The sequence below is a fragment of the Halalkalicoccus sp. CG83 genome, assembly GCF_037081715.1.
In the GTDB taxonomy this organism is placed as follows: Archaea; Halobacteriota; Halobacteria; order Halobacteriales; family Halalkalicoccaceae; genus Halalkalicoccus; species Halalkalicoccus ordinarius.
In genome coordinates, this window is record NZ_JAZDDH010000003.1 from 61,189 (window position 1) to 77,222 (window position 16,034).

At 55.0% G+C, this 16,034-nt stretch carries 16 protein-coding genes and 1 pseudogene; 11 read left to right on the forward strand and 6 right to left on the reverse strand.

Annotation, left to right across the window (positions count from 1 at the left end):
- Positions 1 to 61 precede the first annotated feature (61 nt).
- Positions 62 to 448 carry a universal stress protein gene (locus tag V0Z78_RS17385; RefSeq protein WP_336346137.1) on the reverse strand — a complete coding sequence of 129 codons (387 nt, stop codon included), beginning with the start codon at positions 446 to 448 and terminating at the stop codon, positions 62 to 64.
- A 546-nt stretch (positions 449 to 994) separates the two neighbouring features.
- Here V0Z78_RS17385 and iolM point away from each other — a divergent pair.
- The gene (gene iolM / locus V0Z78_RS17390) at positions 995 to 2,149 is read left to right on the forward strand and encodes a scyllo-inosose 3-dehydrogenase (protein ID WP_336345948.1); all 1,155 of its coding nucleotides are present in this window, start codon (positions 995 to 997) and stop codon (positions 2,147 to 2,149) included.
- A gap of 767 nt (positions 2,150 to 2,916) precedes the next feature.
- Complete coding sequence (gene npdG / locus V0Z78_RS17395; RefSeq protein ID WP_336345949.1) at positions 2,917 to 3,585, forward strand: NADPH-dependent F420 reductase; 669 nt, start codon at positions 2,917 to 2,919, stop codon at positions 3,583 to 3,585.
- Between the two features lie 27 nt (positions 3,586 to 3,612).
- Here npdG and V0Z78_RS17400 read toward each other — a convergent pair whose 3' ends face one another.
- Together V0Z78_RS17400 and V0Z78_RS17405 are read right to left on the reverse strand one after the other, a co-directional pair.
- Positions 3,613 to 5,484 carry an aldehyde ferredoxin oxidoreductase family protein gene (locus tag V0Z78_RS17400; RefSeq protein WP_336345950.1) on the reverse strand — a complete coding sequence of 624 codons (1,872 nt, stop codon included), beginning with the start codon at positions 5,482 to 5,484 and terminating at the stop codon, positions 3,613 to 3,615.
- Positions 5,485 to 5,825: 341 nt separating this feature from the next.
- Entirely contained in the window at positions 5,826 to 6,077 is a 252-nt protein-coding gene (locus V0Z78_RS17405; RefSeq protein WP_336345951.1) for a hypothetical protein, read from the reverse strand.
- A gap of 410 nt (positions 6,078 to 6,487) precedes the next feature.
- Here V0Z78_RS17405 and V0Z78_RS17410 point away from each other — a divergent pair, with 410 nt between their 5' ends.
- A complete protein-coding gene (locus V0Z78_RS17410) occupies positions 6,488 to 7,483 on the forward strand; it encodes a 3-hydroxyacyl-CoA dehydrogenase family protein (RefSeq protein WP_336345952.1) in 996 nt (331 codons plus the stop codon).
- Between the two features lie 140 nt (positions 7,484 to 7,623).
- Here the strand turns inward: V0Z78_RS17410 and V0Z78_RS17415 are convergent, their stop codons facing one another.
- Entirely contained in the window at positions 7,624 to 8,559 is a 936-nt protein-coding gene (locus V0Z78_RS17415) for a BKACE family enzyme (protein WP_336345953.1), read from the reverse strand.
- Between the two features lie 502 nt (positions 8,560 to 9,061).
- Positions 9,062 to 9,517 carry a zinc-binding dehydrogenase gene (locus tag V0Z78_RS17425; protein ID WP_336346138.1) on the reverse strand — a complete coding sequence of 152 codons (456 nt, stop codon included), beginning with the start codon at positions 9,515 to 9,517 and terminating at the stop codon, positions 9,062 to 9,064.
- Between the two features lie 61 nt (positions 9,518 to 9,578).
- Here V0Z78_RS17425 and V0Z78_RS17430 point away from each other — a divergent pair, with 61 nt between their 5' ends.
- The 6 genes and pseudogenes from V0Z78_RS17430 to V0Z78_RS17455 all read left to right on the forward strand — a co-directional run.
- Positions 9,579 to 9,938, forward strand: coding sequence for a hypothetical protein (locus V0Z78_RS17430; RefSeq protein WP_336345954.1), 360 nt, complete (start codon positions 9,579 to 9,581; stop codon positions 9,936 to 9,938).
- Between the two features lie 152 nt (positions 9,939 to 10,090).
- Positions 10,091 to 10,423, forward strand: coding sequence for a DUF7344 domain-containing protein (locus V0Z78_RS19230; protein ID WP_457852013.1), 333 nt, complete (start codon positions 10,091 to 10,093; stop codon positions 10,421 to 10,423).
- A 406-nt stretch (positions 10,424 to 10,829) separates the two neighbouring features.
- On the forward strand, positions 10,830 to 12,029 hold the full coding sequence (locus V0Z78_RS17440; RefSeq protein WP_336345956.1) for a tyrosine-type recombinase/integrase: 1,200 nt from the start codon (positions 10,830 to 10,832) through the stop codon (positions 12,027 to 12,029).
- A 270-nt stretch (positions 12,030 to 12,299) separates the two neighbouring features.
- On the forward strand, positions 12,300 to 13,157 hold the full coding sequence (locus V0Z78_RS17445; protein ID WP_336345957.1) for a ParA family protein: 858 nt from the start codon (positions 12,300 to 12,302) through the stop codon (positions 13,155 to 13,157).
- The gene (locus V0Z78_RS17450; protein WP_336345958.1) at positions 13,157 to 13,606 is read left to right on the forward strand and encodes a hypothetical protein; all 450 of its coding nucleotides are present in this window, start codon (positions 13,157 to 13,159) and stop codon (positions 13,604 to 13,606) included. Before V0Z78_RS17445 ends, V0Z78_RS17450 begins: the two co-directional genes overlap by 1 nt.
- A gap of 94 nt (positions 13,607 to 13,700) precedes the next feature.
- Positions 13,701 to 14,242 (forward strand): annotated as a pseudogene (locus V0Z78_RS17455) (zinc ribbon domain-containing protein); the annotation flags it as partial.
- An 11-nt stretch (positions 14,243 to 14,253) separates the two neighbouring features.
- On the opposite strand, the gene V0Z78_RS17460 reads toward V0Z78_RS17455, so the two are convergent.
- Positions 14,254 to 14,598 carry a CBS domain-containing protein gene (locus V0Z78_RS17460; protein ID WP_409338760.1) on the reverse strand — a complete coding sequence of 115 codons (345 nt, stop codon included), beginning with the start codon at positions 14,596 to 14,598 and terminating at the stop codon, positions 14,254 to 14,256.
- A 441-nt stretch (positions 14,599 to 15,039) separates the two neighbouring features.
- On the opposite strand from V0Z78_RS17460, the gene V0Z78_RS17465 reads away from it, so the two are divergent.
- Positions 15,040 to 15,390, forward strand: a complete 351-nt coding sequence (locus tag V0Z78_RS17465) for a DUF6788 family protein (protein WP_336345960.1) — start codon at positions 15,040 to 15,042, stop codon at positions 15,388 to 15,390.
- A 155-nt stretch (positions 15,391 to 15,545) separates the two neighbouring features.
- Positions 15,546 to 15,965, forward strand: coding sequence for a TRAM domain-containing protein (locus tag V0Z78_RS17470; RefSeq protein ID WP_336345961.1), 420 nt, complete (start codon positions 15,546 to 15,548; stop codon positions 15,963 to 15,965).
- Positions 15,966 to 16,034 lie beyond the last annotated feature (69 nt).

The window sequence follows — 16,034 nt, forward strand, 5'->3', positions numbered from 1 at the left end:
GATCGCCGAGAGCCACTCTCGGCCGACTGAACGTTCGACTCAGTCCGATGTCGTTCGAGAACTACTCGGAGGAAGTGGCGGCCATACCGGTCGTCAGCACCGGCTGCTCCGCGTTGAGGATTACTTCTTGAGCGACACTGCCGAACAGCGCCTTACTCGCCGGCGATCGACGACGGCCGGCAACACAGACGAGATCCACGCCACGTTTGTTGGCTTCTTCGAGAATCGATCGGGCTGGATCACCGCTTTCACCGATCTGCGTATACTCGATGTCGGCCTCTTCGAGATGCTTCGATGCCGCTCGAACGCCAGCGACCCGATGGACCGTTGTCCCTTCCGGATTCCGCTCGAAGACGTGCATCAACAGCGCGTGGACGTTGCCCTTCGCCTTTGGGAGGTTCGCAATGGCCCGTTCCTGCGAGCGCACTTCGGCCTCGTCCTCATCGATTGCAACGAGAACTTCGTACCTATCACGCTGTACCGACTATGCCAATATAATGCTTGTGTCAGAACGACGATCTCATGCCGGGCGAAATCGGATTCGCAAGAAACGCAATGGAGGAGGACGGACACCGTTCCACTGGCCGACTCGGCCGCGCTATGATCGGTCTCAGCTCCGATAAGCGAACGATCATACCGGCCCATTACTGGACCTCGAGAAGAGATCATAACGGTCGGAACCGGAACGAAGTGCATTCGCATCCACAGATCGGACAAGGCGAAATGCCTGATTGCCGACGAACCAGAGGCATCAGGTATACACCTCAATGAGTACGCCAAGACGGGGATCAATCGAATCGCTCTTCGAAACACTGCTATCAAGACGGAGGGTTCGTCAGAGTAACAGACGATGTCCCCCTCTCTTCTGGCGGTTATCGTAAGAGTCTCCCCTATCCGCTAACAATCGAATCAGAATGAAATGCCGCCTCACTAAGCATCGATCGTAGTACTGTTATCCGATATCATTATACTATATGATCTCAAAGGATTGTCCATGCGTTCCTTAGTGGTGGATGCGAACTGGGAGCCCAGTGCGGACTACGAGGTCTCGGAGATCGAGGCCGAATCGAGGAAGGCAATGAACGCCTCCGAGGTTTGGCGGGATCCGGAACTACGAGTCACGGACAATGACCGTCCCTCGCCGGAGGACGACGAAGTTCTCGTCCGAGTCCGATACGCCGGGATCTGTGGGAGCGACGTCTCCATGATCGAAACCGACGAGGACGGATACGTCCACTACTCGGCGTATCTCCGCCTGCCCAACATTACTGGTCACGAGTTCTCCGGTGAAGTCGTCGAGACGGGCGAGGACGCGCGGCTGTTCGAGACAGGCGACCTCGTCACCGCGGAGGTCACGGACTACTGTGGCCGTTGTAACATGTGCAGACAGGGGTTCCAGGGCCACTGTGAGAACTTCGAGCAGGTTGGGTTCACCACGTCAGGCGCATTCGCGAAGTACGTCACCGTCTCCGAGAAGCTGCTCTGGAACGTCTCGTCCCTGCGCAATGCGTACGGCGACGACGACGAGGTGCTCCGCGCCGCGGCGACCATCGAGCCAACGACGATCAGCTACTACGGGCTGTTCAAGCGAGCGGAAGGCGTCGTCCCGGGGGATTATCACGTCTACCACGGCGCCGGGCCAATCGGTCTGACAGGGATGAACGTCTCACGCGCATCTGGCGCTGGAAAAGTGATCGCGTTCGAGCCCTCGGAGGAACGGCGCGCGGTCGCCCGTGAACTCGGCTTCGAGCACGTCTACGATCCGATATCCCGCGATCCGGTCGAGACCATCGACGCGGTCACCAACGGCGAAGGAGCGGACGTTCACGTCGAGACGGCGGGTGCGGTGGCCCAGACGTACCCCGTTATCGAGGAGACCCTGGCCGAGGGTGCCAACGTCGTGCACATCAGTAACGCGAAGACTACACCTGAGATCACTCTCCGAAAGTACCAGGGCAATAGCGCACAGCTCTACGGTTCGGAGGGCCACACGGGCAATCAAGTGTATCCACGCGTGATCAGACTAATGGCGTCCGGACGGCTTGACAACCTTCCGATCGTCACATCGACGTTCGACATCTCGAACGCCGACGAAGCCCTTCACCGAGCGGCCGAGCGGGTCGACGGGAAGGTCCTCATCGAGATCTAACTGGAATCTCGGGAAGTCGGAGAACCGAGTGAACACCTGATCGGAGGCGTCTAAAGGATTCAGCGCGAGTTCCACGGGTTACCTGACCCGTGGTCGTTTACGTCGAGAATCGAGACGAATGTTTCAACGATTTTCTCCTAGATCTACTCAGTGTTCGGTAGGAACGAAAGATTGCTAGAGAGGGCAGTGACTACAATCGATCGCTCGAGTGTGAGACGACATCTGTCCGAAGGGATGCCAATAGAAACGGAAAAACGGCGAATGACACGGACACTGACTGCTCGTAGTTAATCACCCGAACTAGGGACTCCCCGTCTCGAGAGGAGCGACGGTTTCTGTTCGTTTTTGGCGAACGATCTAGAGAAGCATCGAGAATACTCGCTCTATAAGATCAACACCGTTCGCGAGAAACGAACGGGAATTCTATACGAGTGGCTGCAGTGTGGATCCGAGGATCAGCACGATCAAGGCGTTCAGGGCCGGAATTTCAGGAAGTAAACGGTTCGTCAGCTCCATTTAGTCGGAATACGCGCCGTTTCATAACAGCGTTAGTGTTGTTATTCGCCAGTTCGATCATCCTCCTCAACCAAAGCGAAGAAGAAATGAGAATCGACAGGCTGTTCGTGACAGCCGAACGGCAGAGTCGCGAACTGAGAAGAGAGAATCGACAGGAGAGAACCGGATAAATTTCTCAAAAGAAGTATGATCGAACGGGCCATTTTCACCGATAGAGTTAGCATTTTATAGGTAGTCTCGTATCGTGAACTATGGATATCGCCCTCTTAGGTGGCACTGGTGACATTGGTAAAGGACTCGCGCTACGATGGGCACACGACACTGACCACACGATCACCGTCGGATCACGACATATCGAGAAGGCGGAGACGAAAGTGGAGGAATACCAGCGTGAACTCCGAGAGCGTGGCGTCGATCCGGACATCCGTGCATGTGAGAACGAGACCGCCGCCAGAGACGCACGGATCGTTGTCGTGAGTATTCCTCCTGAGTACGCGACCTCCACCGTCGAATCGATTGCTCCCTCGCTTTCTGACGATCAAATCCTCGTGAGTCCGGCAGTGAAGATGGAACGGGACGCAGCCGGCTTCCATTACGTCGCCCCGAACGGGAACTCCATCGCGGAGGAAATCGCGACGGTCACTCCCGACGAAATCCCCGTTGTGGGCGCGTTCCAAAACCTCGCCGCGGGCGCACTCAGTAATCTCGACAACGATCTCAAGGCGGACGTCGTTCTGACCGGGGACGATTCGGAAGCGAAGTGCGAGGTCGAATCAGTAGCTGAGGAGATCGACGGACTCCGGGCACTCGACGGCGGTTCGCTGGCGAACTCCGCTCTCGTCGAGAGTATCACGCCATTGTTGATCAATCTCGCAATGAACAACGACGGACTGCACGACCTCGGGATACGATTTCAGTGACGATAAGCAGGACATCCGAGCGTACTCTCAGACGACGTCCGCCAGATCGAGGCGTTCGATAGTCTCGGTGGTCGGCGTGCCGTCCTCTTGGTCCCAGCCTCGAAACGTGTAGTACTCGTCGAGCATCGCTCGAAGCTCCTCGGGAGGACAGTACATCCCCTCGGCGGGCCCATCGGGAATGGGTTCGTGGAGGACACGGTGTGGAAGAGTGTCTGTCTCCCGGCTCGCGACTCCGCGTTCGACGTTGATGATCCGTTCCAGGTTGTAGATCCGCTCGCCGATTTCCTCGACCTCCTCTGTAGTGAGCTCCCATCCGGTCGTGAGGTTAATCGCGTCCCGGTACCGGTCGTTGATCCGCTTGCCCCAGCCCCCTTCGCTGACGAACCGACACTGTGTAAGCGAATCGCCCAGCGCGGTGTAGTGTTGTGATCGGGCGGCGAACTCGGGCGTTCCCTCGGTCGTCTCGTCGTGTTCGCCTGTATACTGGAGGGTAGGACGGGTATCGTGATGAGAGCCGCCGCGGGTTGAGGTGGCGTATCCGATGCTCATTCCTTTGAGTCCGCGGGCGGAGTGGGCGGCAAACTCCACGCCGTTGTGTCCGTAGAGGTACTTCTCTGCCTCCTCGGGATCAATAGTTTCGTCGGCTAGCCGAAACGATCCCTCTGCGAGCGCGTCGCCGAAGCCCTCGCGTAAGCCCGTACGTCGGGCGAGTTCGGCGACGCCCGCATCGTTTCCGAACTCCAACAGGGAGGGATCGTCAGGAAGCATCTCCTCGGGGAGGAGATCACGGTCGTAACACTCACGAGCGAAAGCGAGCGTTACTCCAAAGCTGATCGTGTCGAGTCCCATCTCGTCGCAGACGTTGTTCGTCTTGATGGTCTCCTTGACGTCGTAGACCTCCTGCATCGGTGCGACGGCGTAGATGGTCTCGAACTCGGGAATCTTCGCCTCCTCGATTCCCTCATCGGGCGCCTCGACGTGCTTTCCACAGGCGACTGGACAGCCCGCACAGGTTGTGTCCTCGGTAATATGCTCAGCCTTCAGCCTCTCACCGCTGATCGCTTCCGCGTCCGCCGAATTCGATTGCTCTCGCTGTGCGTTCCGGCGGCCCAGCTTCCCCATTTCGTTGACCGGATTGACGAGTCCGCTGGTACCGTACTCCTGAAGCATCTGCGTCTCGTCCATCAGATCCCCCATCTGTCCGGTGACGAGCTGCTGGAGGGCACCCTTCTCGACGGGCTCGGGCTGGAAGTTCCCCCCGCGGATCGCGACCGCCTTGACGTTCTTCGAGCCCAAGACGGCTCCGCTGCCGCCGCGGCCGGCGACGCCTTCGCGTATTCGCGAGTCGTGCAATAGACACGCGAACCGGACACGATTCTCGCCCGCAGGACCGGCGGCGATGACGTGCGTGTCGTAGCCGACACCTTCCCGTTCGCGGACCGCCTCGCACGTCTCGTACGCGTCGAGTCCGAGGAGGTCCTCGGCGGGCTCAAGACTCGCCCCGTCCTGGTCTATGCGAACGTACACCGGCTCGTCCGCGGTCCCGTGGAGTACGATATCGTCGAAGCCGGTCGTCTTCTGGGCCTGCGGGAAGGTCCCACCGAACGTCGAGTCGAAGAACCCGCCGGTCAGCGGACTGATAAAGCTGACGACACCGCGGCTCGTGCTCTGAAACGGGGTGGCGGTCATCGGCCCGACCGAGAAGACAACTACGTTCTCCGGGTCGAATGCCTTCGCATCAGCCGGCACGTGTTCGTGAACGTGTTTGGCGGCGAATCCGTTACCTCCGAGAAACCGCTTTGCATCCTCAAGGTCCACGGGTTCGCAGTCGACGGACTCGTCGTCTAAGTGGACGTGCAGAACCTCACCGCCGTACACCGGTGGAAGGTCGTCTAACATACTAGTGAAACACGACACTCTACTGGCCCGAGGATCATAAATCTAGACCACGCTCGGAAATTTAGAGAATGGACTACAAAGAGGAAGTCAACAAAGAAGAGGTCACTCGGTCAAAGAGGACCAAGTCGCTCCGCGGAACAGCGGTGTCAGGAGGCGGTGGAAAGCGTCATCCCATGTGGAGAGGTCCTGCCGACTGATCGGTGACGAGTGCCGCGATCGGATCAAAGACTTCGCACTGAAAAGGCCCGCAGGAAGCGAGTTCGTGCTAAATCGGTGTGGGAAGGACCGATCTCGGATCAGATCCACTGCCCAGTCCGAGAAACGGACTCATTCAACCGCGTCTACTCAACGGAGACCAGATCAGCATGGTCGAACAGGACGGGGAGTTCCTCGCCGGTGTCCGCGCGTTCGAGACGATAGGAGTACCGATCTAATTCAGCTCCGGTTTCAGCATTGGGATCGTCCTCAAGCCGCTCAGTGACCGTACAAACCATACCTTGAAACCGGTCCGTAGATTCACCTTCACTGACATACACGCGAACTTCGTCACCCGGCTCATGGGGTTCCGGTGAGGGTTGTGGCACATCTGCCATGCCAATGCTTTCGTTCCCATCCGCATTATCGTTTCTGTTAGTAGTAGGAAACAGCTACGGCATTTTTTCGGCTCTACCTTATTAGACCGTCAAGCGAGGAAACTTCTCATCAATGGATTTCGTTTGCCGCCACTAGTGAGCGACCTGGGCTTACGCCGCCAGTCCATTATTCGCTCCTGGGATCCTACTGTCCATCCTCGTAAAAAGGACTGAGACAGCCGCTAAGGCTTAAAAAAGACCAGAAATGATAGTTCGCTTTCTGACCCAGAATAGCTCTAACAGTAACAAATTCCTTGTCTCAGCTTTGTACAGTAGTATCTACAGTAAGGTCGTCTATCGTTATAGACAACAGATACGGCTGGTAACAAAGAAGATTATGAATTATATGGGAGCAGGTCAGAGACTAGAACATGAATAAGAAAGCGATCACCCCAGACAAGACTGCCGTTGTCGGTGCTGGAACCATGGGTCATGGAATCGCTGCTACGTTCGCAATGAAGGGATACCGTGTCTCATTATATGATATCGATGAGTCACAATTACAAGAAGCAGACCAGCAGATGACGGCAATTGCAGACCGGTTTTACGCCGAGGGACGACTGGACCAAGAGGCTTATCAAACGTTCAATGACCGGATATCGTATCACAATGATCTCGCAGCAGCTACCAAATCAGTCGACCTCGTCATTGAGGCTGTGAGTGAAGATATGGACCTCAAAAAAGAGATCTTCTCCGAGTTAGACCAACTCACAGATGACGCTATTCTTGCATCAAATACGTCTGGGTTCTCGATTACAGAAATCGCTTCGGTCGTCCAAAACCCGAGTAGGGTCATAGGAACTCACTGGTTCAATCCACCGCATATCGTACCACTTGTTGAAGTCGTGAAAGGCACCGCAACCGACGACCGCTTAGCATCAGAGCTAGGGGACTTTTTAGATAGCCTTGGAAAAACAGCCGTGGTCATCGAAAAAGATATTCCTGGTTACATTGGCAACCGAATCCAGATGGCAATGACTTACGAGGCGTTCTCTCTATTGGCTGAAGGCGTTGCTAGCGCAGAGGATATCGATAAGGTAGTCAAAGCAGGCTTTGGCTTTCGACTACCTGTATTAGGAATTTTCGAGAAGGCTGATCAATCAGGTATTGATGTTCATCATGCAGTCGAATCGTACCTCATGAAGGAGCTTGATCGTGGAACAGACCCAGACCCGGCAGCTTCCCAACTGGTTGAGATGGGGCATTATGGGGTGAAAACAGGACGCGGAGTGTATGATTGGACCAATATCGACCCCGACGCCCTCAAAGCACAGCGTGATGAAAACCTACTGCGACTGTTGGATGTCTATGAGGAGGATCTGGACCAAACGGCGCCAGAGGAATGGTATACGACGAACATCAGATAGACGCTGACTGAGGCATTTCACTCTTCTACCGGAGGATGTCAAGAAGGTTCTTCAGATCCCAGTTCCCCCGTTCCTTCTGAGATCAAGAAATTCACACGTTTTTTCGCGTGTTGTGATTAACCGATCTGCCGATCGGTCGATTAGAAGTCGACGGCTTTCTGACCTTTCAATCCGAGGAATTCCCGTACTTGCTCGGGGGAAGCCGGTTCGCGACCGGCAATCTCCCAGGCGAGGCGGGTGATCCTTTCGACCTGCTCAGCATTGCTCTCCGCAAGGACTCCACGCTCTAAATAGAGGTTATCTTCCAGTCCAACACGGGCATTCCCACCCATTGCAGCAGCCTGTGTGCCGAACGGGAACTGCATTCGACCGGCGCCAACCACGCTCCAAGAGGCGTCCTCACCAAACAGGCGCTCGGCTGTGTCAACCATGTGTTGGAGATGGTACTGGTCGGCGGCAATCCCACCGTGGATTCCCAGTACGAATTGGAGGTGAATTGGAGTATTAAGCCGACCAGTCTCAACAAAATGTTTTGCATTGTAGAGATGGCTGATATCATAACATTCTAGCTCTGGAACTGTATCGTGTTCATCGAACATCGAGAAAGCGGTCCGGAGCGATTTGAAGGTATTAGTGAAGATATGATCCCATGTTTCGTTGAGATACGGTTCCTCCCACTCATATTTGAACTCCTCAATTTCCTCACTCATAGGATATAGTCCAAAATTCATGCTCCCCATATTGCAGGAAGCCATCTCGGGTTCCAATTCTGGTACAACAGCCATCCGTTCCTCAATAGACATAGTCATGCCGCCGCCGGTCGTTGGTTGGACGATCGCGTCTGTCTCCGCCTTGATGCCGGCTGCGACTTTCCGAAATAGGTCAAGGTCGCTGGTCGGCTTACCTGTCTCCGGATCCCGGACATGGATATGGATAATACTGGCACCCGCCCCGGCTGCCGCGACACCCTCCGAAATCAATTCCTCTGGAGTAACAGGCAAATAATCCGACATCGAGGGGGTGTGGATTGCTCCTGTAATCGCGCAACTGACCACTATCTCGTTTAATCGACGCATTATGGTCCGATACACGGCACTCTCTCAAAAAGATTCCCTCAGGGTTTGTGGTCCATTTATAAACGCTTCCCACTCGCGGTCTGCATCTCCTACCAGCAGGAAAACCGTGGCAAGCACGGACTGCTCGTCCGGGCGTACACGGCATGCGATCTGATCGATCGTACGCCAAAGGAAGTCAAAGCCCTCTACCAGAAACGCTCGATGATCGAGACGGCCTTCCGAACGATGAACCTCGCCGAGGCGCTCGAAGGGCCCTCGCCCACGACGGCCCGGCAATAGTCGAGGTCATCGTCGAACAGGACAACCCCGACCCCGGCAGGGTCAGTACCGGCGAGTGGGACCTCGCGAACCTGGAGAAGTAAGACTGCTCAGGACCGATAGACGGCGGTGATTCGCCGTCTGTGGTCACTCTTTTCCGCCGCTCTGACCCGTTCTGCTCGTGACGAGAGTACGCAGGGACGATGAGGTGAAGGGGAAGGAACGCTACGGAATACCAGCGCGTTCAGACGTCGATCATGACCTTGCCGTCGACACGCTCGACCGCCCGTTCAAGGGCCTCGTCGGCCTGCGAAAGCGGATAAGTTGAGGTGACGATTGGTAGGTTGTCTAGCCGGCCGGCACTCATCAGCCGGATGACGCGAGGGTAGACCTCATTCATGGTGTGTCCCTCGGAGCCGTACAGCTGGGCAGCCGACCCCTGGTACTTCCGGGTGTCTATCTCCGGCTTGCTCCCGGTATTGCTGATATGGACGACGTTTGCTTCCTCGGCGAGAGCCTTCTCGATGATAGGGTAGGTCTCCTGAACGGCGCCCGCGGTCTCGAGGTGGACGTCCGCCCCACGGCCGTCAGTGGCCTCGTAGATGGCGTCGACGGGGTCAACCTCTCGAGGGTCGTAGACGTGCTCGAACCCGAGGTTCTTCGCGATTTCGCGGCGTTTCTCAACCGGCTCGAATCCGATGGCGTCGGCCGCACCCGACCCGCGAGACGTTCATCCCCGCCAAACCGATAGGACCCAGTCCGTGGTAGACGTGGTAGTCACCCGGTTGGATGCCCTCAGCGCGCCCGCCACTGCGGGTTATCGGCACCGCCCCGGACGTCGAGCACGTGGCGGGGGTCTAGCTATGCTCGATTCGAACAATTCGAAGCTCATCTACCTCTACCTTGCGACCGTCGAGGAAGCAACCATCAACGATCTTCAGTCGACGCTAGAGATGCAGCAGCTCGCGCTGTTCTCTACACTAGACACCCTCGAAGGCGAGGGCTTCATCGAGCGCGACGGCGAGACGTTCACTATTACTGCCAGAAGAGTTGTTTATGGCTGGATAGATCAATACAACGTGACTCATAGCCAGTTTTCACTGAAAAGCGGCGTGAGATGATCAGTGCAGAATCATGAGGGGGCCACGAGAGCAGTGATCTGGAAACAACAGAGCTAGATCTACTATTCATACTAGCTCCGATAATACTCCTGGGTTCATCTTCACCACACCAGAATTCTACGTTACTACCGTCTCTTTCGCTCGATACAGTCTTGGAACTGCTAGCCAACCAACGTAGGCGATTCACCCTGTACTCACTCCTCGATTCGGACAATGATCTTATCGAGCTTGAGACACTGATTGAGGATGTCGCGACGCTTGAAGCAGCAGTAGCTGACCACGTGCTTACTCGCGAGCGATACCGGGACGTTGCGGCGGATCTCTACCAGTGGCATCTCCCGGTACTCGCCGATGTTGGCGTCATCGACTATGATTCTCGGCATGATCTCATACGCTATTTTGGGCATTCTCTCCTTCACAAACGGGCCACCTGCCTACGAGAGGACGAACTCCCGGAGTATGGGACTACATCGTCACCATTGTAGCACGCGTGAGATTCCACTCTCCTCTCTTCATGGCAGTTCATCGGTAGAATCGCGGTCTACCTTACGAAGTACTGGCACCGTGAGCTCGACCTCGTAGTAATCCCTATTCAGCATCATGAGTGAGTATTTCGAAGAGAAACTGTGATGGAGGTCAAGGTCAGAGCCGTTCTTTTTTTAATTCTCTTGTAACCGCACATTACAGCCTCTCTATAGCGACCAGAGCCTCATCCCCCCACGGTAACGGTATTGTATGTAGCAGTATACAGTTTATAGATTTAGATCCGAACCATAGCAGCAGTGTAACACCAGTATACAGGCAATTTGATAGTTCAGTCATCCACTTTTGATTAGTCCAGAAGTCACAAGTAGATTTACCACCCCCCACGCCCTCTCCTAAGCCGACTCCATGCCAGATCCCCAGCCCCAGGGTCCAGCCACCTCATCTAGCCCTCCTTCGCTCCAAGAGGGACTCACGCAGTTTCTCACGGCAAAATCGAAAGGCGATGAGTCAGGCAACTACCGACGCAATGCAAAGCGCGTCATCACCCGCTGGATCGACTGGCTCGAGCAACGAGACATCGACCGGTTCGAACAGCTCGACGAAACCGTCCTTGCCCATTATGCCGAGTATCTCCGCCGGCGCGTCGCTGCAAACGAAGCAGAGACCACCGATGGCGGTATCGCTCGTTCAACTGCTTGGACGTACTACAATACGATCTCCGCATTTCTCGGCTGGGCGTCCAAATGGGGCTATATTCAGGAAAACTACGCCCGAGCGGGCCTCGCTCAGGAATCGATGCCTGAACGGTCTGCATCACAGCAAACCGAACAGCAGTTCTGGACACCGGATCAGCGAGATCAGATCCTCAGATACGTCAACGAGCGCGCTCACGACGCCATCGAAGAGAAGGGACTCGACGCAGAGATAGAAGCGCGAGACCGAGCACTCGTTGCTGTGCTGGCGTTTACCGGTGTTCGTGGCTCGGAGATCTTCCGCTCCGAACACGACAATCGAACCGGCCGTCAAGGCCTCCAATGGCGCGACGTTGATCTTGAAGAGCAGACGATCTCCGTGCTCGGGAAGAATCAGCAACGCCAATCGGCCTGGTTACTTGAGCAAGCGATTCCCGCCCTCGAACGCTATCGGACGATCAGCGATCCACCATCCGACGAGTGGCCAGTCTTCCCTACCAAACACGCACCGTCGCTGTATCAGTGTGCACGAACGTATCTCCGCGAAGTAGAAGACGAAGACGAGGAGACGATCGAAGAGATTCTTGATGAGCACTCAATAGGAGAGGTGCTGCGGGACTACCAGATCACTCCGCCAGCGATCACGACAACGGGTGCTCGAAGTGTGATGAAACGACTTTGTGAGGCCGCAGACATCGACGTTCTCACGCCGCCAGAGGGTCCGGGCTACCTACAGCTTCACGGCGCTCGTCGGGGGATTGGTGATACGTTCTACCGAATGGATCGGGGAACGGCTCAGGACTTGCTCCGGCACCAGAGTCTCGAAACTACCAAAGACCATTATTCACATATCGATGCGACAGAGGGAGCTAAACGCGCGAGTGAGATGCTTGACCGATCGAACGACAGCTAACCTGGCTCATTTTGGCGCGCTATAGCTGATCACTATAGGTAGAGAATATAGTTATCTACTATAGTCGAGTAGTAGAGTGAAATTCAACAAGCAAAAAAGGTAGGTAGAGAGCATAGCCATATACTATAGATAGATAATGTATTTGTAAATCATAGTTATAGAGTATAGTTATAGAGTGTAGTTATGCTTTATGGCGACAACTAACAGGTATAGAATATAGCTATAGCGTCTGACTTAACTTTATAGTCATGGCTTCTGACTGCTCCATCAATGCTGACCTACACCCCGGTCTCAGAGGCAGGCGGAGTCGGCAAAACGACAACTGCGGCGACTCTGGCCGTAAGTCACGCGCGAGCAGGGCACGACGTACTGGCGATCGACATGGATACCCAAAATGGAAGTCTCACGTACCTTTTCGGCCCTGATTACAACCGAGGAGATCCTCAGAGCGATAACTTAGTTCGACACCTGGTTGGTCGACCGAAGGGAGACTTTCAGGATCTCACCTATGAAGTTGAGCATGGCGTTGATCTCATCCCGTCTCATAATATGTTGGAAGACATTCACGAGTTCCTCCTGAACGAAAAGAACCAGGCCGAGAAGCTAGGTGAATCGTACAGCATGTATCATCAGCTCCATCGTGTCCTTCAGGAAGCGAACGTTCGTGAGAACTACGACGTCATTATCGTCGATTCGGCCGGCAAAGCCGGCCCGATCCTCTACAACGCGCTAGTTGCCGTTCGTAACGTCGTGATCCCGTTTGAGGCGACAGCAAAAGGCCAAGAGTCCATTGAAGGCCTCGACGACCTGGTTGACGGACTCGAGGAAAGCATCGACGTCGATGTCGGCGTTCTCGCCGTCGTTCCAATCGGATACAAAGACACGCGCGATCAGCGGGAAATTCTCGATGAGCTACGTAAGAGTGGGTTTGCAGTACCAGTCGTCATTGGCGAACGCGGATCGTTAATGGAGGGTTGCTGGAAGCAGCAGTGTAGTCCCTACACCTACGTTGAGAAACACCGAGATCGGAAACGAGACTACGAGCTCGATACGCTCGAGCAGTTCGACGAACTTGCTCGCCACTTAGAACAGGAAGCAGAACTCAAAGCGCCGGAGGTGACCGCATAATGGGACTCAAGTCCGGATCACGTGATGCGGGACTCGACGAAACGGAAGACAGAGAAGACGAACCAGTGGAGCAGAAAACGGCTAAGACGGGCAAACCGGATTCAACCGGCGAAGAGGCCGATCAGGGGACTACTACTACTGAATCAGAAGACTCCCCTACCGTGAATTCGGACTCACAACCGGAACGAGCGGGACAGCGCCATTCAATAGATTCGATCCCGTACAAGCTGCGTCGAAACAAGGTAAACGAAGGACGCGAACAGGTACCCTACTTCCTTCGAGAGGAGATCATCAACGCCGAAGGTGAACTTCAGGATACCCTCGAGGAGATGCTGGGCGAAACAGTCTATAAATCGGATTACAGGGAAGCTGCAATGGTCGTTGCGCAGCGTAACCCGGAGTTCGTCGCCGAGGTACTTCGAGAATGGGGGTACGACCTCGAAATCTAACGAACCAAGACGCATTCTACTGGCTGTGGAAGATACTGAATCTTCTAAGAAGTTTGGTGCTACCAGGACGGAGACTGGAGGCAACTGTGGCTATATCGAAGACCTCAACGCGAAGAGGCTAATGGAACTCCCGTCGAACAGCCGGAACCGTGCCGGAGCGACATGGGGAACGTTCCTTCGGATGCTCGAATAGAAGTGCGAACGCGAGGGAGCGCACTTCGTTACCGTCGATCCCGCTGGTACTGCGAAGGAATGTTCCTCGTGTGGGGTTTCGGCGGACAAACCGCTATGGGTCGCGAGCCCTCGTGTCCGTCGTGCGGGTTCGAATCGGATCGGGACATGAATACGGCGCTGAATATCCTTTCTCGCGAACTCGATCACGTAGGTGTGGTTCACTCCGATTCAACCTCACCAGAACGCGAAGCGTTCTGGTTGGCGAACGAGACGCATCGCGTCTCGTTAACGCCTGTGGAGACTGCGTTCCCTATGGGAATCAATTCGGTTCCTGCAAAGCGCGTCGTAGAAGCAGGAAGTCGTTCGAAAGGCGCAGAGCGCCTTTCGTGATCACGAGAGACCTTCGGTCTCTCGGACGACCCCGCCCTCAAGGAGCGAACGGCGTCAGCCGTGAGCGAGTAGGGCAGGGTAGTTCACGAGAGCTGCGCAGTGACGTCAGTCGACGAAACCATCCCAATATAGTCGTCGTAAATGTCGACGACAGGGAGGTGGTTAATACCGAGACTCGTCATCATTGCGGCGATCTCTTCAAGAAAAAGATCCGGCGAAACGGTTTCAACAGATGTCGTCATCACCTCAGAAACGTTGAGTTCTGAAGGATTCTGGCCAGAAGCAATGGCGTCAAGGATATCAGTACTGGTAATGATTGACGGTGGACTGCTCGTGACGACCAGCGCCTTGATATCGTTTTCACGCATGATTTTCGCGGCTTCCATGACTGTGGCCCCCTTCGATATCGTCTCAAGGGGCGTCGACATTACCTGTTCAACGGTGACCCCATCCTCCATAGGCATATATACGTCAACAAATCGCATGATAATGAGTATTACGGACTCCATTGAACAGCACCGATCGGCTCTACCTGCCGAATGATAGACGCTTCGGAGGTTCGTCGCAGCTACCGGATGCTAGCTGTTCTAGTTCAGATAGCTATCAAGCAGAGTGTCTCTTACTATGAGTGCACTCGAGAGGTTACACTGGCAAATACGCCGATAATCGCCATGACCTTGTGCAACGCAAATCCGTATAGAAGATTGGAGTTGCACAAGGCCATAGATCGGATGAGCTTAATTCAGGCGCTAAGCCTCCGACCTCAAGGACCGAGGCACGCAGCGCGATATTTAAGCCCCTCTCGTAGTGTGAATCCCACCTTGTGCAACAGCCTTAATTGAGCTAGTCACGAGTGTTGCACAAGGAAGATGCCACCGACTGCACCTCCCTCGCTTCCGAACTACCTCGCTGACGGGCTCCCCAAACAAGACGACGAGATTCTTGAGGATGCACGTACGTATATCGACGAGTTGCTTGCAGCTCGCGAACAGCGTCGCAGCGAGCCAGTTACCGAAGACGAACTACCGGACGAAGCCAAACTCCTTAAGGCCGAATCAAGTGGCGCCGTCTATCTCGAATACCGAACTTGTGGTGATGAGAGCTGTTCGTGTATGAGCGGTGGCGCAAAACACGGCCCGTACAAGTACCGAGCGTACCGCGATGGAGACACGGTTCGACGGGAGTATTTGGGGAAAGCAACCGGTAGCGACACTAACTGATGCAATCACCTTCAGCCATCCGATGAATCTATTTATTGATATGATTAGTACCGAGCTCCTATTTATCGAACAGCGGAAAGAGCATTACTGGAATATCAGCTGCTACCAGTACTCTCATGCTCATTGAATACTGCTTCACTAACTGAGCATTCCATATGGATCTCTCAGATGACCTCCTGTGTTTGTTTAGTGGTGAAATCGATTCCCGTGACGGCTCCTACGCAATCGAGATTCCCGAACGCGAGGTAGAACTCGGCGAACTCGAGCCGGGCGTTTCGTATCGCATCGCTCTTGTTCCGCAAACCCGGATGCAGACCGACTGGGATACTAACGCCGATGAAGAAGTGACTCGAGTGACTACGGAGTCTACCCCGCCAGTTACGGAGGGTGATCACCGGACCGTCGAGATCGAGACGATCGGCGACCAGGGTGATGGGATCGCCCGAGTCGAACGAGGATATGTGGTCATCGTTCCCGATACCGACCCGCACGAACGCGTCGAGATCGAAATCACGAGCGTAGCGGAAACCGTAGCCTTCGCTGAAGTCGTCGAACGCTGCGAGTACCAAGAGTAGGGACTTCCCCCCTTTGACGCGGCTAAAAGGACGTTACTAAAGGATCGAGAGTATACGCAAAATCCCGCT